Origin of the sequence: Enterobacter sp. A8 (assembly GCF_004296595.1) — a bacterium.
GTDB classification, from domain to species: Bacteria; Pseudomonadota; Gammaproteobacteria; order Enterobacterales; family Enterobacteriaceae; genus Enterobacter; species Enterobacter cloacae.
The window spans coordinates 208,621-233,594 of sequence record NZ_SCMF01000004.1; the positions used below are offsets into that span (position 1 = coordinate 208,621).

Consider the following 24,974-nt stretch of genomic DNA (forward strand, 5'->3'; position numbering starts at 1 on the left):
TTTAGCGGATCTGTATGTTAAACAAAAGTTGTTTTTGAGTCTGTATTGCTAAAGCCGTTTTCCACGATCATAGCCCCACTGACACGGTGAGGAGAGCATCATGGAATTCTACGAAAATCGTTCAAAACGTCCGTTTATCGCGTTTGTGTGGGTAGCGAAAACGCTGCGTAACTGGTATCGCGTCAACCGTACCCGCCGCATTCTGAGCCAGATGAGCGACGAGCAGCTCAAGGACGTTGGGTTGTCGCGGTATGATGTGTGAGACACGTCGCCGCCGGGTGGCGGCTGCGCCTTACCCGGCCTACTCGATCCCGTAGGCCCGGTAAGCGTAGCGCCACCGGGCGATGTTTAGCTCAACAGCGCAAGCGTCTGCCGCTTCGGTCTTTCCAGCAAATCCACCGCCTCCTGATATGACCGCACGTTGTTATAGCCCATCACCAGCCCGTAGCGTTTGCCCGACCCGCGATACCACTCTGAAAGGGCATTCACCTGCAGCTGCTGCGCTTGCCAGCAGCACGCCACCTCCCGATCGTTGCTGCCTTTCGCCAGAAACGCCACGATATGCATTCCGCCGTCGTTCTGCTCGGTGAAAAACAGATCGCCATATACCTCACGCAGGGCGGCAATCATCCACTCCCGGCGGGTCTGGTACAGCGCGCGCATCTTCTTGAGATGACGGAAAAAATGGCCCTCGTTGAGAAAGGTGGTGAGGATTTTTTGCGTCAATACCGGCTGGCCGCTGGCGACGATGTCCGCGCAGTCGGTAAATGCCTCAACCGTGCTGGCGGGCATCACGATGTAGCCCATGCGTAAGGAGGGCATAATGGTTTTACTGAAAGTGCCCATAAAGATCACCCGATCATGGCGATCGAGGCTTTTCAGCGACGGCAGCACCTTGCGGGTATAGTGAAATTCCCCGTCGTAATCATCTTCAATAATCCACGCCCCGTTCTGGCTCGCCCAGTCGAGAAGCTGCTGTTTACGCGGCAGAGAGAGCGTTACCGCCAGTGGGCTCTGGTGAGAGGGCGTCACGATAGCAAAACGGGCGTCGCGGTGATGATGCAACAGATACTCCGTGTCGATGCCGCAGCGATCGACCGGCACGGTGTGCAGACGTGGCACAATCCGCTTAAGCAGCTGCTGGCCCATAAAATAGCCCGGATCTTCAAACACCACTTTGTCGCTGCGGCTGGCGAGCGTATCGAGGATCAGGCGCAGACTGCCGCTGTAGCCGCTGGTGATCAACACCTGTTCGGCGGTACACGAGAGCCCGCGGGAGATATTCAGATAGCGGGCGATAGCCTGGCGCAGGGGATACCAGCCCAGCACCGGCGGGTTGAGCATCTCTTCCGGCCGCATCGAGCGCGTCGCCTGGCCTGCCAGCAGTAACCATTTTTTATAGGGGAAGCTGTCGAGGGAGGGAATGCCGGGGCGCAGAAAACCCGCTCGTTCACGCTGGCTGATAAGCGATGCCGGGAGTGTACCGGTGGTGTGATCCGCTGGAGCCGGCGTCGCGGGCAGCAAGAGATCGGGATTGACCCGCGTGCCGCGTGCGCCCTGGCTCACCAGGTACCCTTCGCCGATTAAAATAGCATACGCCGTTTCGACGGTTTTGCGCGCTACCTTGAGCTCTTCGGCCAGTACGCGAATGGCGGGCACCTTATCGCCAGGCTTCAGCACGCCGCGCGTAATGTTGTCGCGATAGCGGGTGTAAATGTCGTGATAGCCCGGCTTCATGTCCTACCTCATTTTATGTTTTTTGTATCTTTTTACTATGTCATGACCCGCGTAGATTGTCCTCATCGCATGACACATACCGTGTAAATAAGAGGAAAGACAATGAGCACTCGCGTAAACCACCATAAAGTCACTCCAGCCCTTGCCAACGCGCTGTCCGCCCTGAGCATGGAAGTGGCGAAAACCTCCATCGACCCGGCGCTGAAGCACCTGATCGACATTCGCGTTTCCCAGCTGAACGGCTGTACCTTCTGTCTGGATATGCACTCCAAAGAGGCCAAAATTGCCGGGGAGCGCGAACTGCGCCTTTACCACCTGGCGGCCTGGCGCGAATCTCCGCTGTTCAGCGCTCGCGAGAAAGCGGCGCTGGCCTTCGCCGAAGCGTTGACCCAGATTGGCGTTCACGGGGTGAGCGACGCGCTGTACCGTAGCGTGGCGGAACACTTTTCTGACGTGGAGATTTCAGAGCTGAACTTCGCCATCGTGGCGATCAACGCCTGGAACCGTTTAGGCATTACCTCGCGCATGGCCCCCGGCTCGCTGGACGCAGCTTACGGACTGAACAAGGCTAACCTGGAATAATCCCGCGCTCGCGGATCATCGCCACCAGCGCCCGCAACCCCGGCGGGACGTGGCGATGGCCTGGATAGTAAAGACGCAGCCCGGCAAACGGCTGCGTCCAGTCGTTTAACACGCTCACCAGTTCCCCGCTTTTCAGCTCGTCACGGATATAGAGTTCCGGCAAAAAGCCAATCCCCAGCCCTGCTTTGACCGCGCGGATCGAGGCAAAAAGATCGGATGTCGCAAAACGCGGCGGCACGGCCAGCGCATACTGGACTCCCCGACGGGCCAGCTCCCAGCGGTAGATCCCACCGTGGGCCATGCGCATCCCGATCCCCTGATGCAACAGCAGATCCTCCGGCGTTTGCGGGATACCGTGGCGGGCAAAATAGTCCGGTGTGGCGGTCACGAGCTGGCGGATCTCTCCGGTCAGCGGTACGGCGATCATGTCCTGCGGAACCGCCTCTTCAAGGCGGATCCCGGCGTCGTAGCCTTCGGCGACGATATCGATCATTCGCGCCTCGCTCACCGTTTCCACGCGCATTTTCGGGTAGCGGATCATAAAGTCGATCAGCAGCTGGTCCAGAAACAGGGAGCCAATATTGTTCGGCACGTTCAGGCGCAGGGTGCCTGCGGGTTCACCGGTGTCGCTGTTGATCTCTTCCCCGGCCTGACGAATTTCCTGCAGCGCCGGACCGATGCGCGCCACATAACGCTGCCCGGCGTCGGTGAGCGCCACGCTGCGGGTAGTGCGGTTAAAAAGACGCGTCTCGAGGCGGCTCTCCAGCCCGGCGATGGCGTTACTCACCGCCGTGGCGGACATACCCAGCTCCTGGGCGGCACCGCGAAAGCTGCCGCGTCGTACCACCGCCATCACCACTTCCAGCTCTGTCAAACCTGAACGATGCATAGATTATCCTGAAAATCGAAACAACCCTTGCAGCATAGCGTGGATTATCGCAACGGAGTAGTCGTGCCAGACTGTGTCCACACAGCCTGAGGAGGTTTATATGCACCACATCGAACAGATTTTTATCAACGGCGAATTTGTTACCCCGCACGGCACCGAGCGTTTTGATTTATACAACCCGGCGACGGCACAGGTCATAGGGCAGGTGCGTCTGGCAGATGAGGTCGACGCTGAACGCGCCATTGCGGCCGCCAAAGCGGCGTTTCCGGCGTGGTCGCAAACCACAAAACAGGAACGGATTGCTGCGTTAACACGTATGCATGCCGCTGTTGCCGCCCGTCATGATCAGCTGCTGGAGGCGATAATCGAAGAGTACGGCGCACCGGCTGCGCGCTCGGCGTGGATGGCCAGTTATCCGGCCGATGTCATTGCCCAGGCGATTGAGGCCCTGGAGGGGTTTGAATTCGCATTTTCAGCGGGGGCGGCATCGGTGCAGATGACGCCGCTAGGCGTAGCGGGCCTGATCACGCCGTGGAACAGCGATGCGGGGTTTATCTGCGGCAAACTGGCGGCGGCGCTCGCGGCGGGCTGCACGGCGGTGATCAAACCCAGCGAAATGAGCGCCCTGCAAACGCAGATTATTACCGAGGCGCTGCGTGATGCCGCATTGCCAGCGGGCGTGTTTAATATCATCACCGGGCGCGGCGAGACGGTGGGGGAGACCATTGGCCGCCACCCGGACGTGGCGAAAATCTCGTTTACGGGGTCGACGAATACCGGCAAAGCGATCCTGCGTAACGCAGCGGAGGGTTTTAAGCGCGTCACGCTGGAGTTAGGCGGTAAATCGCCGACGATTTTGCTGGATGATGTCGATCTTGCACGGGCGATCCCGCTGGTGATTCAGGCCGGGTTTATGAACAGCGGGCAGGCGTGCGTGGCCGGCACGCGTATTCTGGTGCCGCAGTCGCGCAAGGCCGAGATGGAAATCGCCCTGGCGCAGGCGGTGGCGGCGGTGAAATCCGGCGACCCGCGCGAAAGCGCGACAGAGATTGGCCCAATGGTCAGCGAAAAGCAGTGGCTGCGGGTGCAGGGATATATTCGCAAAGGGCTCGACGAAGGCGCGCGACTGCTGGCGGGCGGCGAAGGGCGACCGGACCGGACGCGGGACGGCTGGTTTGTGCGCCCGACGCTGTTTACTGATGTGAACAACCAGATGACCATCGCGCGTGAGGAAATTTTTGGCCCGGTGCTGTGCATTATTCCTTATCAGGACGAGGCGGAGGCTGTCGCGATTGCCAACGATACCGAGTACGGCCTGAGCGCGATGGTGCTGGGGCGTGATACCGGGCGTGCGCGTCGCGTGGCGCAGCAGATTGTTTCCGGGCGCGTGCTGGTGAACACCCTCGCGCATGAGCCAAAAGCCCCGTTTGGCGGGTTTAAACACTCCGGCGTGGGACGTGAGATGGGCGAATGGGGAATTGGGGCGTTTATGGAGCCGAAGTCGATTGTGGGTTAAACCCATTACGTGTTACTCACGCCCGGTTCGCGGGGCGTGAGAAACAGGCTTAATCTGCAAACAGTCTTTCAATGGTTTTAGTCGGCAGGAAGAGAGTATTTTCATTCTCTGCCTGAAGGGCGATAAACCCCAGTTTAAGGTAAAAGTTTTTGGCGCTGTCGTTCAGCGCTTCTACGAATATCCCGTGGATACCCACGGCAAAAGACGCCAGGTAGACCGTTTTCAGAGCATGGGTGACCAGCAACTCCCCCAATCCTTGCCCCTGGAAGCGTTTATCTATCGCCAGGCGGCCCAGCGTGACGCTGGGAACATTTTTGTAAGGCACTCGCTTCTGCTGGGTTTTAGAAGGAAGGTACGCCTTTTCAAAGCAGCTCCCGGACAGCGTGTAATAACCCAACACCCGCGGCTTTTCCCCGGATGCGACAAGAACGTAACCCCGCAAAAATTTCCCACGATGCTGGCGTTTCAGGTGTGCCGTCAGAAAGGTGTTTAGGCTCTCTTCTCCGCAATCGAAATGGCTTAGATCATACTCAACGTCATCTGAAAAAATCCCTATTTTCATGTTATTCACGTATCACTCCAGATCCTGGAGACGCCTGGCTGCTCGCTTCAGTCGTTCATTTGGTGTTGGCGGGTTACTGATCGCATCCATCACCTGGTTCCAGGATGCCTCGTTGAGGATCAGGCGGCGGTGCTGTTCAATCACTTCTGCTGCGCGTTCGGAGGCCGTACTTACCATGAATTGTGAAATTGACTGGTTCGTCATTGCCGCTGCTTCTTCGATCAGGCTTTTGTCGTCTTCGGTTAAGCGTAGATCGATACGCTGTTTCTTTAGTGCTGACATGATTCGCTCTTCATCGTTACCTGGGGTTAATGCCCCGGTTGCATAGTAATATTATGTACGGAATCTTACCGTACATAAATCATATGTCTGTCATCATCGGATTTCAACGGGAAATTGAGCGCAGCGCCATCCGGCACAACACTTCGCTCCATACCGAAGCATCCTTGTCATCTGTCCTGCATTCTCTTCACACCATCACAACGGAGAGACCTTCATGATCGCAGTCATTTTCGAAGCCAAAGCCGCGCCGGCGCATCAGGCGCGGTACCTGCAGCTCGCGGCCGAACTTAAACCCCTGCTGGCGGATAATGACGGTTTTATCGATATCGAACGTTTCCAGAGCCTGACCACCGACGGCAAAATTCTCTCGCTCTCCTGGTGGCGGGACGAAGAAGCTATCCGCAACTGGAAGCAGAACGTTTTTCATCAGGCCGCGCAGGCCGAGGGGCGGGAGTCGATTTTTACGTACTACCGCATTCGGGTGGCACAGCTGGTGCGGGAATACAGCGCCGAAAACGGAGGGCACGCGGATGTATGATGTTCATGTGATTTTTAACGATACGCCGGGTGAACTGGCACGCTTTGGTCAGCTGTTGGGCAGTAAAGGGATTGGGCTGGAAGGCGGTGGTGTATTCGGCGTTGAGGCACATTTTCTGGTGGAAGACGGCGAAAAAGCCCGCCATGTTCTGCTTGAGGCCGGATTTAACCTGAAAGCGGTTCGTCGGCCCATCATCAGAAAACTGAGGCAGGAACGCCCCGGCGAGCTGGGGGAGATAGCTGCTGCACTGGCGGCTCGCGGGGTGTCTATTCTTACCCAGTACAGCGACCACGCGAATCACCTCATTCTGCTGACGGATAATGATAAGCTGGCCGCAGCAATCACCGAACCCTGGGCAACCTATGTTAAAGACGAGCTTACCGCCAGATAACAGCGCAGCGCTGGAGCAGGCCATTGCCGCAGTAGCAGCCGCAATGGCCGATCCGTCGCGCGTGAAAATGCTTTGTGCGCTGATGGACGGGCGAGCGTGGACGGCCACCGAGCTGAGTGCGGCGGCGGATGTGGCGCCGTCTACCGCCAGCGGGCACCTTGCGCGGCTGCTGGACGGAAAGCTCATTACCTGCCTGTCGCAGGGGCGCCATCGCTATTATCGCCTGGCAGGGTATGACGTAGCGGAGCTGGTGGAGCAGATGATGGGGCTGTCGTGGCACCGCATTTCTCCGCCGGAAACCAGCGCGCCAAAAGCCCTGCGTGAAGCCCGCACCTGCTACGACCATCTGGCGGGCGCGGTGGCGGTGCAGATCTACGATTTCATGCAGGCCGAAAGTTGGCTGGAGCCAGACGGTTCAGCATTGACGCTGTATGGCCGGGAGCAGTTTCTGAAACTCGGTATCCCGTTAAGCACCCATCCCCGGCGAAAGGCCTGTTGCGCCTGTCTGGACTGGAGCGAGCGGCGGTTTCATCTGGGCGGTGAAGCCGGTGCGGCGCTGCTCATGCATCTGGAAAGCAAGGGCTGGATCCAGCGGGTGGCAGGGTATCGGGAAGTGGTGCTTACGGCTTCGGGGAAGGGCGCCATTACCCGACATTTTAGCCGCTAAACTCCGCTGCGGGCTGTACCCTCTCCCGCCGGGAGAGGATTCCCCAGTAATTTTTTAACCATAAGCGATAACGCTGCTCTCAGAATGACTGAGAGCATTCAGCGATGCCCTGGTCCGGCTGTAAATCGCTGAGGCGTTTCCTGCAGGCCGGGGCGAGGCGCATGGATGCGCCGAGAGGGCGGCTTTACAGGGACGTTACATCCGCCCGTCCCCGATAAGCCGGAAGGAATAAGCCGAAGGCACCGCGAAGCGGCGATTTACCGCCGGGAGCCCGGGTCGCCAGGGCGGCGGCGATTGAGCCGCCCTGGCACGTTCACGGGTCATGTTGTTACAGAGTAGCAAGGAACATAAAGTGAACGGAATGACCTCCACAGCCGTATGTTCCCCCTCACCCCAACCCTCTCCCTCAAGGGAGAGGGGGGTCCTCCGTGCAGGCATTATTGTATGGGGAACCCTCAGCCCGCCGGGAGAGGGAGACATCGTTTCGCAATTCCTGCTCTTTCGTCTCGCGTTTCTTGATACTTACCCTGATAACTATTATCTTGACGACGTGTTTAGAGAGGTTCCCCCCATGAGTGAAGAACAACTGTTTTGCCGCAGGCCGATGGGCATGCGGATGGCGATGATTGTGCGCCAGTGGCGCGCCGTTATTGACGACGCCATTCTCGATACCGGGTTAACCCAGTCGAGCTGGACGGTAATGATGCAGCTTCATCAACTGGGGGATAACGTCTCGGTGAGTGAGCTGGCGGAGGTGCAGGGCATTGAACTGCCGCCGCTGATGCGCACCCTGACACAGCTGGAAAAGCAGGGATACCTGCTGCGCACCGTATCGCCTTATGACAAGCGCATCCGGCTTCTGACGCTGACGCCTGAGGGAAAAGCCATCCTAAAAAGGCTCACCCAGGTGATTGAGACGTACCAGACGCGCGTATCGCAAAACATCGCGCCTGAGCATATCGAAATTTTCAGCGCCACCTTGAATCAAATCGCCTGCAATTTGCGGACAATCCGCGAAGAAGATAACAAGACCGAAAAATAATGACTCCTGAACAAAAGTTTGCCCGCTGGGTAAGGGTGAGTATTGCCTCTTTCCTGCTGATGTTTGTCTACTTTGTCGTCGCTGATATCTGGATCCCGCTGACGCCGGACTCCACCGTCATGCGCGTGGTGACGCCGGTTTCTCCGCGCGTCTCCGGGTATGTGTCGGCCGTGCACGTACACAACAACAGCCAGGTGAAGCGGGGCGACCTGCTGTTTGAGCTGGATGACACGCCGTTTCGCAATAAAGTGGAAGCGGCGCAAATCGCGCTTGAGCAGGCACGCCTGTCCAATGAACAGCTGGATGCGCAGATCGCCGCCGCCCAGGCCAGCCTGAAAACCGCCGTGCTGACCGCGCGTAACGACAAAGTGACCTTTGACCGCTACCAGAAGCTGAGCACGTTACAGAACGTCTCGCAGGCGGATCTGGATAAGGTCCGTACCACCTGGCAGAGCAGCGAGCAGTCCGTGAGCTCGATTCAGGCGAACATCCATAACCTGCGCATCCAGCGCGGCGAGCGGGAAGAGCACCGCAACGTGACGCTGCAAAAATACCGTAACGCGCTGGATGAGGCGGAGCTGAACCTCGGCTGGACGAAGGTTTACGCCCAGGCGGATGGTACGGTCAGCAACCTGCAGTTGAGCCCCGGGTTTTATGCCTCGTCCGGCTCGGCGGCGCTGGCGCTGGTGAATAATCAGACCGATATTGTGGCCGATTTTCGTGAGAAGAGTCTGCGCCATACCCATCAGGGGACCGATGCCGCCGTGGTATTTGACGCCTTTCCGGGACAGGTTTTCCGCGCCCACGTGACCAGCAGCGATGCGGGGATCCTTGCCGGACAGGAGGCGGTGAGCGGCGAACTGTCCGCGCCGGAAACCTCCAACCGTTGGGTGCGCGACGCTCAGCGAATGCGCATTCACGTGGCGCTGGATGAGACGCTGCCGAAACCGCTCCCGACCGGCGCTCGTGCCACCGTGCAGCTCTACAACAGCGAAGGGCCGTTTGCGCGCTTCTTCTCCGGGATGCAAATCCACCTGGTGAGCCTGCTCCACTATGTCTATTAGCACGCTGGCGCGGGTCTTTACCCCGCACGGCAACATCGTCTATACGGCCAATGACTTTCGCCAGACCCTGCGCATCGTCTTTGCCGGGATGATCGCGCTGAGTATTTCAAGTTTCTATAACACCAGCTACGGCGTGTTATATGTGGTCTACCCCATCATGCTGCTGTCGCTGGTGCCGGTCTTTAACCGCCATGTGGCGAAGCAGTTTATCTTCAGCGCATCGCTAAACTGCGTCGAAATGGTGATTATTATCGGCTATCTGTCCCAGTGGCCGGTGATCATGACGCTGGTAGTTTTTGCCCTGTATGTCATGCGTTTTCGCTTTATGAGTAAGGGGCCGCTGTTCCTGTTCGGGTCGATGGGCGTGGTGTGCCAGAGCGTGATGCTCAACTTTATGAGCTATCCCACCACCGACTGGCACACGCTGCTGTTTTCCAACATTGAAGCGAGTGTGATGGCGGTATGCCTGAGCGCGCTGATGAACTACCTCCTGCCGGACGTTGAACCGCGCAAGCCGCCGCCGCTGATCGAGAAAGATGATGCCCGCGTGCGGCACGAGTCTCTGCTCTCCGGCACCGTTGCGACGATGATTTTTGTCATCTTCCAGATAAGCGATTTGAGCGATTCGCTTTCGGCGCTGATGGCCGGTGTGTTGATTCTGTTCCCGATGCACTATCGCGGCGCGGTGATGAGCTCTATCTGGCGCGTGGCTGGCGTGGTGCTGGGCTGTCTCTATATTCTGGTGGTGCAGCTTATCCTCTACGATCACAGCAGCCACATGCTACTGATGATGCCGCTTATCGGCCTCGGGCTGGCGTTTGGTGCGCGTCTGCATGTGATGGAGAAGGTGGGAGCCGGCGTTGGGTTTGCCAGCATCACCACCATCGGGATTATGTTCGGTCAGAACATGCACCCGGACAGCGACCTGGTGTTCAGCGATCTCTACCGCATCACCTCGGTGACCTTTTCTCTGGTGGCGACGCTGACGATGGTGTTTCTGGTGCACTTGATCCTCAATCGCTTTGAGGCGACGCGCTACGTCATTGCACCACCCAAAACGGAGTAATGTGCAAGCACGGCGGGCAGTTGCGAAAGTAAAAACAGGATCAGGCCAATCGTCCCGCCCACCAGGGTGCCGTTGACGCGGATAAACTGCAGATCTTTGCCGATGTTAAGCTCGATCTGGCGGGACATATCTTTGGCGTCCCAGCTTTTTACCGTGTCGCTGATATGACGGGTGAGAAACGCCGCGAAATCCGGTGCTACGCGGTGCGCCGCCTGCTCGAGGTGCTCATTGAGCGATGCCCGCAGGCTGTCGTCACCGAGCAGCGTTTCGCCAAACCACTGCCCGGCGTTGGCGATGCGCTGCTTCACGCGGGAATCCTCACGTTGCATATCCGCCTTCAGCCATTGGCGCAGGTCAGCCCACATCTCACCCAGATAGCGGTTAAACGCGTCGTCGTTCTTCAGGTAATGCTTGATGTTCTCTGCCTTTGCGGCCATCTCCGGATCGTTTTTCAGGTTGTCGATAAGCTTCAGCGTGGCGCGGTCGAACGCCTGGCGGATCTGGTGGGTGCGGTCATGACTAACGTCGTCCAGCAGGGTATTCACCGCGTTCGACACCATCTCCGCGCTCTGATCGCCCAGCCACTCGGTGGGCAGCACCATCGCCTTGCGCGGATGCTCGGTCTTAAGCCAGTGGACGATCTGGTCTGAAATGAATTCCCGCGTGCTGTCGCGTTGAATCAGGGTGATCAGGCGGTTGATGATGGCGTCCAGCAGTACCTGATGGCGGTTGTTTTTGGTCATGCTCTCCAGCATCACTGCGCTGGTTTCGGTGAAATCGACCTTGTCGATGGCCTTATGCACCGCGCGTTTGAGCAGGCGCTGAATACGCCCGTCGTCGGTCAGCTCAAGAAAACCACCCATCACCTGAATCAGATGCTGTCCGACACGCTGGGCATTGTCGGGCTTGCTAAACCAGGTGCCAATCATCTGCGCCGGCTCATAACGGCGGATCAGCGCCACCAGCGACTGGGTGTCGAGAAACTTCTCCTGCACGAACTGGCCGAGATTATCGCCAATCCGGTCTTTATTGCGCGGGATAATCGCCGTATGGCGCGAGATAAACGGAATGGGCACCCGGCGAAACAGCGCGACGACCGCAAACCAGTCCGCCAGCGCACCAACCATCGCCGCCTCGGCAATGGCCTTCACGCCGCGCACCCAGAAGGTTTGCGGCAGAAACAGGGTAGTGATAAACGCCGCGACGGCAATCAGCAGCAGCGACAGCGCCAGCAGCTTGGCGCGTTTGAGTTCAGCAATTTTTTCCATGGGTTAAGGATAGAGGGAGACGGGGGGAAAGTGCAAAGACGGGAGCGTTACACCATCTTCGCTTCTGGAATCTGCATTCCGAAATTAAACACCGCTTTTGCTTAATGGGTTTAATCCTTGCGCAGTTTGTATATGCTTTTTTGTATATACAATCAGGGAAGGGTACACTATGCCAACGGAGTATGAGTGGGATAGCGATAAGGCGAAAAGTAACCAGCAAAAACATGGCATACGCTTTGAGGATGCGGTTCTGGTTTTCGACGATCCTTATCATTTGTCTGTTCAGGATCGCTATGAGAACGGTGAGTTTCGCTGGCAAACCATCGGCCTTGTGCAAGGCGTCATTGTTATCCTGGTCGCACATACGGTACGTTTCGAAAGCGGAGGCGAAATTATTCGTATCATTAGCGCACGTAAGGCGGACCGTAAAGAGAGGAACCGTTATGAGCATCGTTAAACATAAACGAGGTAGTTCGCCTGAGGTTAGCGCTCGTCGTGACGCTGAGCTAAAAGCATTAGCTGAAAAACCAGAAGCAGAAATCGATTACAGCGATATTCCTGCCACGGACGATAAACAGTGGTCCGGGGCGGTGCGAGGGAAGTTCTATCGGCCACTTAAAACGCAGGCATCTGTACGCATTGACGCCGACGTGATGGAGTGGCTGAAACGGCCTGGAAAGGGTTACCAGACGCGGCTAAACGCCATATTGCGTGAAGCGATGCTGCGCGATCAAAACAAAAAATAGACCACGGGCAGCGTTGGGCTGCCCCTTATTTCAGCTTATCAGCTCCAGCAGTCGCCACAGTACCCACCCGCCAAACCCCATTAGTACAACCCCCGCCGCCCGCTCAATTAGCCACAGCGAACGGCTGAGCCTCTGTTGCACCGCGGGCAGCCCCATCAGTGATACCAGCGCCAGATCCCACACCAGCACTACCATCACCATCCAGACGCCGCAGGTCGCCTGCTGAAGCAGCGTGACGTTTGGCCCCAGTAGCGCCGTCATCAGCGCCAGATAGAACAGGGCGTTCTTTGGATTTAATAACGCCGAGCCGAGCCCCAGCAGGATCTGTTTACGCAGTGAGGGGAAGCGCTGGTGGGTTTCATTCAGCGCCAGCGCTTGCGGGCGGCTGCGCACCAGATGCGAGCCGATCCACAGCAGATACAGCGCCCCGCAAAGCTCGATAAGGGTAAACAGCCACGTAAACTGGCGCAGCGCGCTCCAGCCGATAATCACCAGCAGGATATACAACCCGTTGCCCGCGGCGATGCCGAGGCACAGCCCGGCGCTGCCGCGGACCCGGTAGCGCGCCGCGTAGCCCACCAGCAGGAAGAAATCCGGGCCCGGGCTTAACAGGGCGACAAAATGCGCCAGCGCCAGAGCGAGAAAAGCGGAAGGGAATAACAGTTCCATAGCAACCTCTGTGTAAAAAACCGAGGTCAGACTACGGCGATGCAAACGCTATTTATTGTCCAATATTGATCGGCCCGTGGCGTACTGGCGCGGCGTGGCGGCGGTATAGCTCACAAAGGTCTTATGAAAATGGCTCTGATCGGCAAACCCGCTCTGGTAGCCGACATCGGCAATATCATCCCCGGCGCGGAGCCGCGCTTTGGCGTATTCCACGCGGGAGATGTTGAGAAAGCTGCCCGGCGTCAGGCCAGTGTCCTGCCTGAAGGTGCGGATCAGCGTCTCTTTGCGCAGCGAGAAGCGGTGGGCAAGGTCGTCGAGTGACGGCGGGCTGGTTAAATCGGCAAGAAACGCCTGCTGAATGTGCTGGCTGGTTGAGCGTAATTCACCCGTGCGGCTGGCGCAGCGCGGAAGGGCAGAAATCAGCATGTTCAGGGAATTAGCCGACATGTTCTCAACAACGTTCTGGTAAAGAGCAAACAACGTGCTGTCGCGTATGACCTGTTCTGCCAGGGGATAATCCGTGTCGATATAGAGCATGTGATAGCTGCGGGGCTGGCCCGCAACGGGGTTGCAGCTGTGCGGCACATGCGCCGGGATCACGATGAGATCGCCGGGGTGGAGGATGTACTGCGTGTCATTGCACCGGCAGCAGGTCTGGCCTTCCACTATCGCGCCAATCGAGAGTTGAGGGTGACAATGACGTTTATACGCCACGGTACTCTGCCACGTGCTGCGCAGCTCAAGGCCCGGAAGGCGGTTAAAGGTCTGGCGGATGTGTCGGGTATGGGTCATAGGCGCTCCTGTCAGGAACATTTTTATACCATGCCCTGGCCTTACTAAGAACCTTCCGGATATACCCAACTTTACGTCCATCACCCGTCATGTTGTCTACCCTTACTACCCTAAGCGGTAAAACATGGAGATTCGATATGGCTTATCAGACAGTAAATCCTGCCACCAACCAGCTCATCAAAGAATATCCCTCTCATACCGACGCGGATATCGAAGCGGCGCTGAAAGCGGCCGACGCCCTTTACCATTCGCAGTGGGCGAAAGGCGACATTGAACAGCGCCTGCCGGTGCTGCATAAGCTTGCTGACCTGATCGACGAACGCACCGAGGAGCTGGCTAAAATTGCCAGTCAGGAGATGGGTAAGCTCATCGAACAAAGCCGCGGTGAGGTGAAGCTGTGCGCGCAAATCGCCCGCTACTATGCCGATAACGCGAAGCAGTTCCTGGCCCCGGTGAAGTACCCGTCTGAACTCGGAGAAGCGTGGGTGGAGCATCACCCCATCGGCGTGCTGATGGCCGTGGAACCGTGGAATTTCCCGTATTATCAGCTGATGCGTGTTCTGGCACCTAACCTGGCGGCGGGTAACCCGGTGCTGGCTAAACATGCCAGCATCGTGCCGCACTGTGCCGAAACCTTTGCTCATCTGGTGCGTGAGGCAGGGGCGCCGGAAGGGGCATGGACCAATCTCTTTATCTCGTCTGAGCAGGTGGCGAACATCATCGCTGACGACCGCGTACAGGGGGCCGCCCTAACCGGCTCTGAGAAAGCGGGCAGCGTGGTGGCCGCGCAGGCGGCGAAGCACATCAAGAAATCCACCCTTGAGCTGGGCGGTAACGACGTTTTCGTGGTGCTGGACGATGCGGATCTTGATAAAGCGGTGAAGACAGGCGTGAACGCGCGACTTAACAACGCCGGTCAGGTCTGTACCGCAGCGAAGCGCTTTATCCTGCATGAGAAAATTGCCGATGCCTTCCTGAGCAAATTCACCGACGCCTTTAAGCAGGTGAAAATTGGCGACCCGCTGGATGAAAGCACCACGCTTGGACCACTGTCGTCTCAAGATGCGCTCGAAACGCTGACAAAACAGGTCAACGAGGCGGTGAAAAAGGGCGCGACGTTACACTATGGTGGTAAACCGGTGCAGCGCGACGGGAGCTTCTTTGAGCCGACGATCCTGACGAATATCTCCCGCGACAACCCGGCGTACTTCGAGGAGTTCTTCGGCCCGGTGGCGCAGATATATGTGGTGAAAAACGATGACGAGGCGGTCGCCCTGGCGAACGACTCTCACTACGGACTGGGCGGTGCGGTGTTCAGTCAGGATATTGAACGCGCGAAGAAAATGGCGTCACGGATTGATACCGGCATGGTGTATATCAACTGGCTCACCGATACCGCACCGGAGCTGCCGTTTGGCGGCGTGAAACGCTCCGGTTACGGACGCGAGCTGTCGGATCTGGGGATCAAAGAGTTTGTGAACCAGAAGCTGGTGGTGGTGCGTAAGTAAGCGGCAATAAAAAACCTGCCAGTAGGCAGGTTTTTTAGAGATTATTGCACTTCAATTTTATCCCAGCCGCTTTTGAACATGCAGCTGTCTACGAGGGTCGCCCTGCGATCCTCATTGGCGTCTTCAACCGTGTAGCTCGTGGAAATATCCTTTTTCTTGTTCTTCAGATCCGTTTTTTCCGAGTCCGAACCGGTTACGACGTTATCCGGGGGCAGATCAATCAGCGCCTGCGCTTCACATTCCGTGAGCTTTTTGTTCATTTCAGCGTCGCTGACGCCCGGTTTCACCCATTTGTACTGGACGCAGCCGGTGAGCAGAAGCGTGAGGCTCAGAACGCAAAGCGCGGTAATGCGGTGTTTCATCAGAAGGTGACTCCACCGCCAACATACGCACCGTCAATCAGGGTGTGGCCTGGACGACCGTCTTTACCATCAACGCTCACGTGGCGGTAACCCACTTTCAGGGTCACAGGTGTAACTGGCGTCCAGCTTACGCCGCCGTTGGCTTCAACGTAGTTTTTCACGCTGTTGTTCATCCCTTCTGGTGCCACGTAGCCTTCACCATACAGATGAATGCTGTCGGTCAGGGCAACGTTTACGCCGCCACCGATCGGGAACGCCACGCCGTTATCGCCTTTTTTCGGGCCGATATAGATAGCTTTTGCACCCGCGTTCAGCATGACCGGGCCAAGACCCAGGTTATAACCTGCACCCACACCGCCGGTCTGCGTACCGTCATCGGTGTTTTTCAGCCAGTTGCTTTCCACATACAGACCGGATGAGGATTTACCCATCTCAAGATTGAGGTTGGTGAAGTTTTTACCCTGCTCAACGCTGCCACCCAGAGCCAGTGCAGAACCCGATACAGCAGTCAACGCAGTCAGCAGAAGGATATTCAGTTTTTTCATCTCATATGCCTCGTCATCAATTTAATCTGGGCGCACCTTAACAAGCGATGTTAATGACTGCAAATGTGATGAAAGTCGCCGTTTTATGCTGGTTTTGTTAATTTTTTAATTTGGTGGTGTTGCGAGAGTGTTGGGTTGAGAGGTCGTCAACGGGTAATGATTTGGCGTTTAGAAAGTGTTTATTTTTTTAGCTAAACATAATCTGAACGAGAGCAGAAAGAGTGGTTCGCAGCGAATTAATTGGGTTTCTAATAATTTCCAGAAATGTTTCCGCTGTTACAGATAACAACAGAGCTTTACATTTCTTTGGCGCTCCGGCCCGCGCAATGTTGCCATTCGATGTCATTTTCCTGACACGTTTCTTCTTTACGGTGTGAGCTTCACTTTATGGAAGCTAACAATATGAAAAGAAAAATTATTCCTGTGCTAATCGGTTGTGTGCTCTCTTTCTCTGCCCTCGCGGCGCAGCCTACGGCTGAGCGCTATGTCGTCAGTTTTCCAGAAGGCACACACGTGAACTACACCGGCGCGTTTGCCAGTGCATTCCCGAACGGGCTTCCGGTTGGGATTGGTTCTGGCCTGCTGTTCACCGGGAAACAGGGCGATGCCCTGACCTTCGCCACCATTACCGATCGCGGTCCGAACGCGGATTCACCGAAAGTGGGTAAAAACGAAGCCAAAATTTTCGTTACGCCAGATTTCGCGCCGCTGCTGATGACGATTCGTGTACAAAACGGCAAAGCGGAGGCCATTGATGCCCGTCCTCTCCATGACGATAAAGGCGCGATCAACGGTCTGCCGCTGGAAAGCGACGTGATTGGATCCACCAATGAAGTGGCCTTCAGCGACACGTTAAAGAGGCTGAAGGGGGATAATCGCGGGCTGGATACGGAAGGGATCACCCCGGACGGTAAAGGCGGTTACTGGCTGTGCGATGAGTATGGCCCGTTCCTGATTAACATCGACAGTAAAGGGAAAATCCTGGCGATCCACGGTCCGCAGGCGGCGGAAGGGGAAAAAGCAATTGCGGGCGGTTTGCCAAATATCCTCAAATGGCGTCAGGCGAACCGCGGCTTTGAAGGCCTCACCCGTATGCCGGACGGGCGTATTATTGCCGCCGTGCAAAGTACGCTGGATATCGACGGTAAGAGCAAGAAAAAGGCGCTGTTTACGCGTCTGGTGAGCTTTGACCCGGCAAGCGGGAAAACCGCGATGTACGGTTATCCCATCGACAGCGCGGCCTACAGCAAAAAAAGCGACGCTAAAATCGGCGACATCGTGGCGCTCGATAACCAGCACATCCTGCTGATCGAACAGGGAAGTGATAAAAACGACGGAATGCGTAACCTGATTTACAAGGTCGATCTCAGTAAGGTGAGCGATTTGTCAGGTTTCGACAAGCCGGGCGAATATCCGGAGTTTGATGATGAGAAAACCCTGGCACAGCGCGGCATTACCCTTGCGCAGAAAACGCAGGTTGTTGATCTGCGCGCCCTGGGCTGGCAGCAGGAAAAGGCTGAAGGGCTGGCGCTGATCGACAGCAAAACGCTGGCGGTGGCGAACGATAACGACTTTGGCGTGAAGGTGGCGATGCAACATCCGGTCGAGGGCAAGAAGCTCAAGGATTATCGGGTGAACGCGGAAGGAAAGCTGACGCTGGATGATAAGCCGGTTGAAACGACCCTCAGCGTGAAGCCGCTGGAGAAACCGGCGTCTGACAGTGAGTTGTGGATTGTGACGCTGCCGGAGGCGGTGAAATAAGGTTTACCCCTCACCCTAACCCTCTCCCACCGGGAGAGGGGATGCTGGGCGGTTATCTCTTCAGCCCCGCAAATGCCGCCCGAATTTCCTCTTCCGGCAGCTGGATGCCAATAAACACCATCACGCTGCGCGGTGTCTCGTCGCCCCAGGGTCTGTCCCAGTCCGCGCTGTACAGCCGCTGTACGCCCTGGAACAGCAGGCGGTTTGGTTCGCCGTCGATCCACAGCATGCCTTTGTAGCGCAGCAGCTTATCCGCAAACGACAGCAGCAGGTTCTCCATCACGCAGGAGACCTCGCTGATGTCTACCGGGTAATCCAGCTCCACCACAATCGACGCTACGTCGTTCTGCTTATCCGCCATAAAGTGAAAACGCGGTTTTGAGGTGACATGCTCTTCCAGCATAAAACCGTTGGTGTTGAACAGCTGAGACAGGTCGATATCGCCGTGCGTCACGGTGTATACCGGCGCGCGGGCGTTGATGCGTGCCAGGCGCTCGCGCAGTTTAACGCTCTCGCCCGCCACGTCGGTTTTGGTCAGCAGGATGCGGTCGGCGTAGCCCACCTGAGACTGGGCGATGGTGAACTGGTTCATCTGATCGTCGGCGTGAACCGCGTCGACCAGGGCAATCACGCCGTCCAGCAGGTAGCGCTGGCAAAGGATGTCATGCGAGAAAAAGGTCTGAATAATCGGGCCGGGGTCGGCCATGCCGGTGCATTCAATCACCAGGCGGTCGAAGTGGATGTCCCCACGATCGCGGCTGTCGAGCAGGTCCAGCAGGGCATCTTCCAGTTCGTTAGAGCGGGTACAGCAGATGCAGCCGTTGGTCAGGGTTTTGATCTGCGTGGCGCGATCGCCAATCAGCTGGTCGTCAACGGAGACTTCGCCGAACTCGTTTTCGATCACGGCGATTTTGAAACCGTGCTGTGCGTTGAGAATGTGGCGCAGCAGGGTGGTTTTACCGGCGCCGAGGAAACCGGTCAACAGGGTGACGGCAATCGGGGTCATGGTCTCTCCTTTAGCAGCAGCGGACGCCGCCTTCTCCACTTCCGCCGTAGCGCGCTTCCTGACGCTCGCGGAAGAATTCAGTGTAGGTCATGTAGGGCTTATCCGGGTGGTTGGTTTTCATATGCTCAACGTAGTTGTCATAGTCCGGAATGCCAATCAGCATTTTCGCTGCCTGACCGAGGTATTTTTTTGCTTCGCCTAAGTTACCAAACATTGTGGATTCCAGACAGGAAAAGCCCCTCACCCTAACCCTCTCCCCATAGGGGAGAGGGAACTTTTACACCCTCTCCCCTATGGGGAGAGGGCTGGGGTGAGGGGTATTAGTAGATTAATGGTGCGAAGAGGTCTTCACGCCGCCTTCCGGTACCGGCACGTACGGGGTCTCTTTGTCCGTACGACCTTCAGCGTTACGCACTTTCATCCAGGTTTTGATGCCGTAGAAGATAATGCTGTACACCACCACCAGGAACAGAATGCTCAGACCCGCGTTGGTGTAGTTGTTCACCACGATATGGTTCATGTTGGCAATCTGCTGGGCGGTGAGATCCGCGCCACCGGCGGCAATTTTCGCTTTGTACTGGTTAGCCATGTAGAAGAAGCCTTCCAGCTGCGGGTTGCTGCTGAACAGTTTCAGACCCAGCGCCCAGGTGGTGCAGAGCAGCAGCCACAGCGCAGGCACCACGGTGACCCAGATGTATTTGGTGCGTTTCATCTTCACCAGTACCACGGTGCCGAGCACCAGGGCAACGGCTGCCAGCATCTGGTTAGAGATACCGAACAGCGGCCACAGGCTCTTCACGCCGCCGAGTGGGTCAACAACGCCCTGGTACAGCAGGTAACCCCACAGGCCAACGCAGCCCGCAGTACCCAGCACACCCGCCACCAGCGAGTCGGTTTTCTTCAGGAACGGCACGAAGTTACCCAACAGATCCTGCAGCATAAAGCGGCCTGCACGGGTACCGGCGTCCAGCGCGGTGAGGATGAACAGCGCTTCGAACAGAATACCGAAGTGGTACCAGAAGCCCATGTCCGCCCATGGCAGCACTTTGTGGAACACGTGTGCAATACCTACCGCCAGCGTCGGTGCGCCACCGGCGCGGTTCAGCACGGACGGTTCGCCGATGTCTTTCGCGGTCTGCATGATCTGCTCAGGCGAAATCACAAAGCCCCAGGAGCTGACGGTCGCCGCCGCGTGGGCGCTGGCGTCCTTCAACTGCGCCATAATCAGCGCCGCGTTGTCACCGCCCATCTCATGCAGGTTTGGCATGGTGATGCCCAGGCCTGCCGGCGGGGTGTTCATCGCGAAGTAAAGACCCGGTTCGATGATAGACGCAGCCACCAGCGCCATGATCGCCACGAAGGATTCCATCAGCATGGCACCGTAACCGATGAAACGCGCGTCGGTTTCGTTGGCCATCAGCTTCGGCGTGGTGCCGGAGGAGATCAGCGCGTGGAAGCCAGAAACGGCACCACAGGCGATGGTGATAAACAGGAACGGGAACAGGGCGCCTTTCCACAGCGGACCGGTACCGTCAATGTACTGGGTCACCGCCGGCATTTTCAGTTCAGGGTTGATGATCACAATACCGATCGCCAGCCCGACGATGACGCCGATTTTCAGGAAGGTCGCCAGATAGTCACGCGGAGCCAGAATCAGCCATACCGGCAGAAGGGCAGAGATAAACGCGTAACCAATCAGGGCAAAGGTGATGGTGGTGTCTTTGAAGGTCAGCGCCGGACCCCAGTACGGGTCGTGCGCAATCACACCGCCGAAGTAGATAGAGGCAACCAGCAGCACGATACCAATGACCGACACCTCGCCGACACGGCCAGGGCGCAGGAAGCGCATGTAGATCCCCATGAACAGCGCAATCGGCACGGTAGAGCAGACGGTAAAGACGCCCCACGGACTTTCAGCCAGCGCTTTCACCACGATTAATGCCAGCACCGCGAGGATGATGATCATAATCAGGAAGCAGCCGAAGAGGGCGATGGTACCCGGCACGCGGCCCATCTCTTCTTTGATCATCTCACCCAGCGACGAACCGTTACGGCGCGAGGAGATAAACAGCACCATAAAGTCCTGCACTGCACCCGCCAGCACTACACCAGCGAGCAGCCACAGGGTACCCGGCAGGTAGCCCATCTGCGCGGCCAGTACCGGGCCGACCAGCGGGCCAGCGCCTGCAATGGCGGCAAAGTGGTGACCAAACAGCACATAGCGGTTGGTTGGCACGTAGTTCAGGCCGTCATTGTTAATGACCGCCGGGGTGGCACGCGTCGGGTCGAGTTTCATGACCTTCTGCGCGATGTATAAGCTGTAGTAGCGATAAGCCACAAGGTAGACGGAAACCGACGCGACCACGATCCACAGGGCGCTTACGTGTTCGCCCCGGCGTAATGCGACAACCGCCAGACAGAAAGCGCCGAGGATCCCGAGTAAGGCCCAGGGCACGTGCTTCAGTAGTTTTTTAGTATCCATAGTAAGACCTGGTTTTTTATGTAAAGAAAAAAGGGTCAGGGTTCGTTGTGAGGAGGTATTGAGTAATGCTGGAGCGATCGTGCCAGAAGCTTGCGCGCGTAAAGGGGAGAAAATGGGTGAGTGGTTGAAAGTGCCTGGTGAGCGGTCAAAGGGGGCGGCGAGTGGTTCAGGCTCGCCGCCAGCGGGAGAAATAATGTGATACAGATCACCCGGTTACCGTGGCTGCGCTCCCCGCCAGGTAGCCTTCCAGCGTTTTAACCAGCTTTTCCTTAAGCCAGGCTGGCTCCAGGATCTGAATGTTGGGTAACCAGTAGAACAGCAGCGGCAGGATCTGGTTTTCATGTGCTGCCTGACAGCGCAGCGTCACGCCGTCGTGTTGCTCCTCCAGCAGCTCTTGTGCCGGGAGGAGATCGCGGCGCAGGAAGTAGTGTGAAATATTATCCTTAATAAATATTTTCACCTCGAAAGTATCTTCCGATACCCACGGATCGAGGTTTTTTTCCAACAGCCCGATCACATTTTCGTCCGGCGTAAAGGTGCGTTTCTGAATATCAAGCCAGCGAATCTGACTCAATGAGAAGGATTTTAACCGGCTATTTTCGGTAGCTTGTAAATACCATATATTTTTTTTGTTAATGAGTTTATAGGGGTTAATCAGCCGGGTTTTGCCTTTATAAACGATCTGGCAAACATTACAGTTTTTAATCGATTTTTCAATGTTGGATAAATGGCGACGAATATCACGTTCCGCCGTGTGCTCCGCCTCGTTGGCGAGAATAAGAATATGATTTTCGTCAACGCGGTTTTCGAGTTTCTCCCAAAACTCCGCGTTTCTTTCGGGGAAAAAGCTATCAGCATTCAGGAAGTTAGCAAGGGTATGGTGTAATCCTTGTCCGCCGGGCGATTGCGCGGAATGGATCAGCCGATATAGCCCGTTTCCGGTATGTTCCACAATCGGGGAGAGCGCATTTAAATCCCGGTAGACGGTACGCTCGGTAATATTAAATTTCTCCATCAGCGCGCTGCGGTTTATCACACCGTTTAAATGTAGCTCAAGGAGAATATCGACCAGACGTTCAGCCGAGCGGCTCCGCGTCGTTTTAGCCATAAGGTCTTCCTGTATATTAGGGTATGCGCTGAATGATGCGGATAGCACTGACACAGCGTGTCAGTATTCAGGCACAGAAAATTTCTCTTATGGCTATATAACGGCGTGATTTAGCGGAAACCTTAGGAATTTTTGCAGAAAGGCGCGCTGGCCTCAGGAGGGCCAGCGCGAGAGGGGATCACACGGCTGCTTCCGGCTCCATCATTACCGGGTGGAAACGGCGTTTGAAATAGATCAGGCCGTGGCCCTCTTCACTGAGGATGATATTTTTAATTTCAACAAGATAAACCAGATGCGTGCCGATGGTTTGCACCTGACTTATCTCGCCTTCCAGGCTTGCCAGCGCCCCTTTCAGCACCGGTTGCGCCAGCGGACCTTTCTGCCAGCAGGAGAGGGTAAAGCGCTCCTCCATGGCCATCCCGGTCATACCGGCGAAGTGGCGAGCCATGATCTCCTGCTCGTGGTTGAGCACATTCACGCACAGTTTGCCGTTGCCCTGAAACACCGGGTTCATGGCGCTGTTGGCGTTGATACAGACCATAATCGACGGCGGGGAATCCGTTACCGAGCAGACGGCAGTGGCGGTGATCCCGCAGCGTCCGGCATCGCCCGCCGTGGTGATGACATTCACCGCGGCCGACAGGCTGGCCATGGCGTCGCGAAAACGCAGGCGTTGTTCATCTGAATGCATTGAAACCTCCCGCTGCGTTATTTCAGCAGCTTGTCCAGCATGTTGATATCGCTGTTGTTGTGCAGGTGTGGCACCGTCCAGCCGTGTTGGTCGTACTCAGACATGCAGCGGTCGACCATCGCCATCATTTTGTCCATGTTGCCGGAGCTTTGCGCCTGGCGCAGACACTGCAGGCGAATTTCGTCCTGGCTGCCGGAGTAGTTGATCTCATACAGCTCGTGACGGCCGCCAAATTCGCTGCCGATGGCATCCCACATCAGCTTCAAAATCTTGATGCGTTCGACGTGATCCATGCCGTTGGAGCCGCGCACGTACTTCGCCAGATACTGATCGATCTGCGGGTTGTTCAGATCCCGTGCGCTGGATGGCAGGTAGATCAGCCCGCTAGTGACGTTGCGTTCGATGATGTTTTTAATCTTCGCGTAGGCCATTGGCGCCATCACGCGATAGGTTTGCAGCGCCGCGTGATCCGGCAGGTACGCACCGTTCACCCACGGCGTGGCTTCGGAACACATGGAGTCGCTCAGCGCCCAGAACATATTGCGCCAGGCGACCACTTCGCCGAGATCTGCCTGCACGCCGCGGAACTCCAGGGTGCCGGTACACTCCAGCGATTTTTTCAGCAGGGCGGTGATGAAGTCGAGCTTCACCGCCAGACGCACGCAGGCCTGCAGCGGGTACATGCGGGCAAAACCGCCTTCCATAGTCCAGCGACGGCAGCGGTCGAAATCGCGGTAGATCAGCACGTTTTCCCATGGGATCAGTACATTATCCATCACCAGGATCGCGTCGTTCTCATCAAAACGGCTGGAGAGCGGGTAGTCGTACGGCGAGCCGGTAGCGCCAGCCACCATCTCGTAGGAGGCGCGGGAGATCAGCTTCACCCCTTCGGCGTCCATTGGCGCGACGAACATCAGCGCAAAGTCCGGGTTTTCGCCCATCACCTGCGCGGAGCCAAAGCCGATCATGTTGTAGTGGGTCAGCGCCGAGTTGGTGGCAACCACTTTGGCACCGCTGACGATGATCCCGGCGTCGGTCTCTTTTTCCAGCTTGATATAGACGTCTTTCACCTCGTCCGCCGGTTTGTGGCGGTCGATAGGCGGGTTGACGATAGCGTGGTTAAAGTACAGGCCGGTTTCCTGAATGCGGGTATACCAGTTACGGGCATTTTGCTCGAACTGGCCGTAGAAGGCCGGGTTCGCGCCAAGCGCGCAGCCGAACGCGGCTTTGTAGTCCGGCGTGCGACCCATCCAACCGTAGCTCAGGCGAGACCACTCGGCGATGGCGTCTCGCTGCTGACGCAGGTCGTCGGCGCTTTTCGCCACGCGGAAGAACTTATGGGTGTAACCGCCGCTGCCGGTGTCGGTGCCCCAGCACAGCGTGTCCTGCATGTCCGGTTTGTGCAGCGCGTCGTACATCTGCGCGATGGAGGCCGCCGCATTGCGAAACGCCGGATGGGTGGTGACGTCTTTAACGCGCTCGCCGTAGATATAAATCTCGCGGCCATCCTGCAGGCTTTTTAAATACTCTTCGCCGGTTAACGGGCGTTTGGTATCAGCGCGGAACTCTTCAGGCTTCATAGGGACCTCGTATCGGAATTGGTTTGTTAAATTTATGTTTTGTTTTTGTTGTTTAATTGAAGCGTGAGAGGGGCGGAACGTGAAGGGACGATTGGGACAACGGCAGGTACTTTTCGGGTG

Annotated in this window: 28 protein-coding genes; 13 read left to right on the forward strand and 15 right to left on the reverse strand. The window is 56.9% G+C overall.

The features are described from left to right. Nucleotides 1-100: 100 nt before the first annotated feature. Complete coding sequence (locus tag EQV24_RS16635) at nt 101-262, forward strand: DUF1127 domain-containing protein (protein WP_020687816.1); 162 nt, start codon at nt 101-103, stop codon at nt 260-262. Between the two features lie 86 nt (nt 263-348). Here the strand turns inward: EQV24_RS16635 and EQV24_RS16640 are convergent, their stop codons facing one another. After that, complete coding sequence (locus EQV24_RS16640; RefSeq protein WP_029882200.1) at nt 349-1,737, reverse strand: PLP-dependent aminotransferase family protein; 1,389 nt, start codon at nt 1,735-1,737, stop codon at nt 349-351. Between the two features lie 102 nt (nt 1,738-1,839). Here EQV24_RS16640 and EQV24_RS16645 point away from each other — a divergent pair, with 102 nt between their 5' ends. Further along, nucleotides 1,840-2,319 carry a carboxymuconolactone decarboxylase family protein gene (locus EQV24_RS16645; RefSeq protein WP_013095424.1) on the forward strand — a complete coding sequence of 160 codons (480 nt, stop codon included), beginning with the start codon at nt 1,840-1,842 and terminating at the stop codon, nt 2,317-2,319. Here the strand turns inward: EQV24_RS16645 and EQV24_RS16650 are convergent. After that, the gene (locus EQV24_RS16650; protein ID WP_130626854.1) at nt 2,306-3,208 is read right to left on the reverse strand and encodes a LysR family transcriptional regulator; all 903 of its coding nucleotides are present in this window, start codon (nt 3,206-3,208) and stop codon (nt 2,306-2,308) included. The genes EQV24_RS16645 and EQV24_RS16650 overlap by 14 nt on opposite strands. Before the next feature lie 100 nt (nt 3,209-3,308). Here EQV24_RS16650 and EQV24_RS16655 point away from each other — a divergent pair, with 100 nt between their 5' ends. Beyond that, nucleotides 3,309-4,724 carry an aldehyde dehydrogenase family protein gene (locus EQV24_RS16655; protein ID WP_130626855.1) on the forward strand — a complete coding sequence of 472 codons (1,416 nt, stop codon included), beginning with the start codon at nt 3,309-3,311 and terminating at the stop codon, nt 4,722-4,724. A 49-nt stretch (nt 4,725-4,773) separates the two neighbouring features. Here EQV24_RS16655 and EQV24_RS16660 read toward each other — a convergent pair whose 3' ends face one another. Next, a complete protein-coding gene (locus tag EQV24_RS16660) occupies nt 4,774-5,295 on the reverse strand; it encodes a GNAT family N-acetyltransferase (RefSeq protein WP_013095427.1) in 522 nt (173 codons plus the stop codon). Nucleotides 5,296-5,298: 3 nt separating this feature from the next. Next, nucleotides 5,299-5,568, reverse strand: coding sequence for a DUF1778 domain-containing protein (locus EQV24_RS16665; RefSeq protein ID WP_013095428.1), 270 nt, complete (start codon nt 5,566-5,568; stop codon nt 5,299-5,301). Nucleotides 5,569-5,782: 214 nt separating this feature from the next. Here EQV24_RS16665 and EQV24_RS16670 point away from each other — a divergent pair, with 214 nt between their 5' ends. The 6 genes from EQV24_RS16670 to EQV24_RS16695 all read left to right on the forward strand — a co-directional run bounded on the left by EQV24_RS16670 (nt 5,783) and on the right by EQV24_RS16695 (nt 10,336). Continuing rightward, a complete protein-coding gene (locus EQV24_RS16670) occupies nt 5,783-6,106 on the forward strand; it encodes an antibiotic biosynthesis monooxygenase (protein WP_130626856.1) in 324 nt (107 codons plus the stop codon). Beyond that, entirely contained in the window at nt 6,099-6,497 is a 399-nt protein-coding gene (locus EQV24_RS16675) for a hypothetical protein (RefSeq protein WP_029882197.1), read from the forward strand. The genes EQV24_RS16670 and EQV24_RS16675 overlap by 8 nt, the downstream gene beginning before the upstream one ends. Beyond that, nucleotides 6,469-7,164, forward strand: a complete 696-nt coding sequence (locus tag EQV24_RS16680; RefSeq protein WP_045295461.1) for a winged helix-turn-helix domain-containing protein — start codon at nt 6,469-6,471, stop codon at nt 7,162-7,164. The genes EQV24_RS16675 and EQV24_RS16680 overlap by 29 nt, the downstream gene beginning before the upstream one ends. 571 nt (nt 7,165-7,735) lie before the next feature. Beyond that, on the forward strand, nt 7,736-8,206 hold the full coding sequence (locus tag EQV24_RS16685) for a MarR family transcriptional regulator (protein ID WP_013095432.1): 471 nt from the start codon (nt 7,736-7,738) through the stop codon (nt 8,204-8,206). Next, the gene (locus EQV24_RS16690) at nt 8,203-9,270 is read left to right on the forward strand and encodes an HlyD family secretion protein (protein WP_029882194.1); all 1,068 of its coding nucleotides are present in this window, start codon (nt 8,203-8,205) and stop codon (nt 9,268-9,270) included. The genes EQV24_RS16685 and EQV24_RS16690 overlap by 4 nt, the downstream gene beginning before the upstream one ends. Further along, nucleotides 9,260-10,336 (forward strand): DUF2955 domain-containing protein, encoded by a 1,077-nt coding sequence (locus tag EQV24_RS16695; RefSeq protein WP_130626857.1) that lies wholly within the window; start codon nt 9,260-9,262, stop codon nt 10,334-10,336. The genes EQV24_RS16690 and EQV24_RS16695 overlap by 11 nt, the downstream gene beginning before the upstream one ends. Here the strand turns inward: EQV24_RS16695 and EQV24_RS16700 are convergent. Beyond that, entirely contained in the window at nt 10,306-11,604 is a 1,299-nt protein-coding gene (locus EQV24_RS16700; protein ID WP_013095435.1) for a DUF445 domain-containing protein, read from the reverse strand. The genes EQV24_RS16695 and EQV24_RS16700 overlap by 31 nt on opposite strands. A gap of 169 nt (nt 11,605-11,773) precedes the next feature. Between EQV24_RS16700 and EQV24_RS16705 the strand changes: the two genes are divergently transcribed. Both EQV24_RS16705 and EQV24_RS16710 read left to right on the forward strand, forming a co-directional pair. Next, nucleotides 11,774-12,061: a BrnT family toxin gene (locus EQV24_RS16705; RefSeq protein ID WP_023620650.1), complete on the forward strand. Its 288-nt coding sequence runs from the start codon at nt 11,774-11,776 to the stop codon at nt 12,059-12,061. Beyond that, complete coding sequence (locus EQV24_RS16710; protein WP_023620649.1) at nt 12,048-12,350, forward strand: BrnA antitoxin family protein; 303 nt, start codon at nt 12,048-12,050, stop codon at nt 12,348-12,350. The genes EQV24_RS16705 and EQV24_RS16710 overlap by 14 nt, the downstream gene beginning before the upstream one ends. A gap of 30 nt (nt 12,351-12,380) precedes the next feature. On the opposite strand, the gene EQV24_RS16715 is transcribed toward EQV24_RS16710, so the two are convergent. Next, nucleotides 12,381-13,019, reverse strand: coding sequence for a LysE family translocator (locus tag EQV24_RS16715; protein WP_038418626.1), 639 nt, complete (start codon nt 13,017-13,019; stop codon nt 12,381-12,383). 48 nt (nt 13,020-13,067) lie between these two features. After that, nucleotides 13,068-13,811, reverse strand: coding sequence for an AraC family transcriptional regulator (locus tag EQV24_RS16720; RefSeq protein ID WP_130626858.1), 744 nt, complete (start codon nt 13,809-13,811; stop codon nt 13,068-13,070). 137 nt (nt 13,812-13,948) lie between these two features. Between EQV24_RS16720 and EQV24_RS16725 the strand changes: the two genes are divergently transcribed. Next, complete coding sequence (locus EQV24_RS16725; protein WP_058682778.1) at nt 13,949-15,319, forward strand: NAD-dependent succinate-semialdehyde dehydrogenase; 1,371 nt, start codon at nt 13,949-13,951, stop codon at nt 15,317-15,319. Nucleotides 15,320-15,360: 41 nt separating this feature from the next. On the opposite strand, the gene EQV24_RS16730 is transcribed toward EQV24_RS16725, so the two are convergent. Continuing rightward, the gene (locus EQV24_RS16730; RefSeq protein ID WP_013095439.1) at nt 15,361-15,681 is read right to left on the reverse strand and encodes a hypothetical protein; all 321 of its coding nucleotides are present in this window, start codon (nt 15,679-15,681) and stop codon (nt 15,361-15,363) included. Continuing rightward, nucleotides 15,681-16,226 carry a YfaZ family outer membrane protein gene (locus EQV24_RS16735; protein ID WP_013095440.1) on the reverse strand — a complete coding sequence of 182 codons (546 nt, stop codon included), beginning with the start codon at nt 16,224-16,226 and terminating at the stop codon, nt 15,681-15,683. The genes EQV24_RS16730 and EQV24_RS16735 overlap by 1 nt, the downstream gene beginning before the upstream one ends. 402 nt (nt 16,227-16,628) lie before the next feature. Here EQV24_RS16735 and EQV24_RS16740 point away from each other — a divergent pair, with 402 nt between their 5' ends. Further along, complete coding sequence (locus tag EQV24_RS16740) at nt 16,629-17,987, forward strand: esterase-like activity of phytase family protein (protein ID WP_130626859.1); 1,359 nt, start codon at nt 16,629-16,631, stop codon at nt 17,985-17,987. Nucleotides 17,988-18,039: 52 nt separating this feature from the next. On the opposite strand, the gene yjiA is transcribed toward EQV24_RS16740, so the two are convergent. The 6 genes from yjiA to hpaB form a co-directional block, all read right to left on the reverse strand. Continuing rightward, nucleotides 18,040-18,993, reverse strand: a complete 954-nt coding sequence (gene yjiA / locus EQV24_RS16745; RefSeq protein ID WP_130626860.1) for a GTPase — start codon at nt 18,991-18,993, stop codon at nt 18,040-18,042. 10 nt (nt 18,994-19,003) lie between these two features. Next, the gene (locus EQV24_RS16750; protein WP_003856610.1) at nt 19,004-19,207 is read right to left on the reverse strand and encodes a YbdD/YjiX family protein; all 204 of its coding nucleotides are present in this window, start codon (nt 19,205-19,207) and stop codon (nt 19,004-19,006) included. A gap of 114 nt (nt 19,208-19,321) precedes the next feature. Then, on the reverse strand, nt 19,322-21,475 hold the full coding sequence (locus EQV24_RS16755) for a carbon starvation CstA family protein (protein WP_029882188.1): 2,154 nt from the start codon (nt 21,473-21,475) through the stop codon (nt 19,322-19,324). Nucleotides 21,476-21,680: 205 nt separating this feature from the next. Further along, entirely contained in the window at nt 21,681-22,583 is a 903-nt protein-coding gene (locus tag EQV24_RS16760) for a WYL domain-containing protein (RefSeq protein ID WP_020688847.1), read from the reverse strand. Nucleotides 22,584-22,761: 178 nt separating this feature from the next. Next, nucleotides 22,762-23,274 carry a 4-hydroxyphenylacetate 3-monooxygenase reductase subunit gene (locus EQV24_RS16765; RefSeq protein ID WP_020688846.1) on the reverse strand — a complete coding sequence of 171 codons (513 nt, stop codon included), beginning with the start codon at nt 23,272-23,274 and terminating at the stop codon, nt 22,762-22,764. Between the two features lie 17 nt (nt 23,275-23,291). Next, nucleotides 23,292-24,854, reverse strand: coding sequence for a 4-hydroxyphenylacetate 3-monooxygenase, oxygenase component (gene hpaB, locus EQV24_RS16770; protein WP_013095447.1), 1,563 nt, complete (start codon nt 24,852-24,854; stop codon nt 23,292-23,294). Nucleotides 24,855-24,974: the final 120 nt, after the last annotated feature.